This window comes from Bradyrhizobium sp. sGM-13 (genome assembly GCF_018398875.1).
Classification (GTDB): Bacteria; Pseudomonadota; Alphaproteobacteria; order Rhizobiales; family Xanthobacteraceae; genus Bradyrhizobium.
Map to the genome: position 1 here is coordinate 1 of NZ_JAGWDK010000416.1, position 241 is coordinate 241.

Here is a 241-nt window from a genome sequence, read left to right on the forward strand (position 1 = left end):
CGCGGCGGCCACCATTGGCAAGGTGCACGCGATCCAGCTTGCGACCGAGGAGATCAACAAGGCTGGCGGCATCGCCGGCCGTCCGATCGAGCTCGTTACTTACGACCCAGTCCGACAACACCCGCTATCAGGAATTCATGCGCCGGGTGCTGCAGCGTGACAAGGTCGACGTGGTGTTCGCCGGCTTTTCGTCCGCTTCGCGCGAAGCCTATCGCCCGATCGTCGATCAATTCAACGGCTT

1 pseudogene is annotated in these 241 nt (G+C 62.2%); it reads left to right on the forward strand.

Annotated features, from left to right (window positions below):
* Positions 1 to 241, forward strand: a pseudogene (locus KJQ96_RS39495) (ABC transporter substrate-binding protein); the annotation flags it as partial.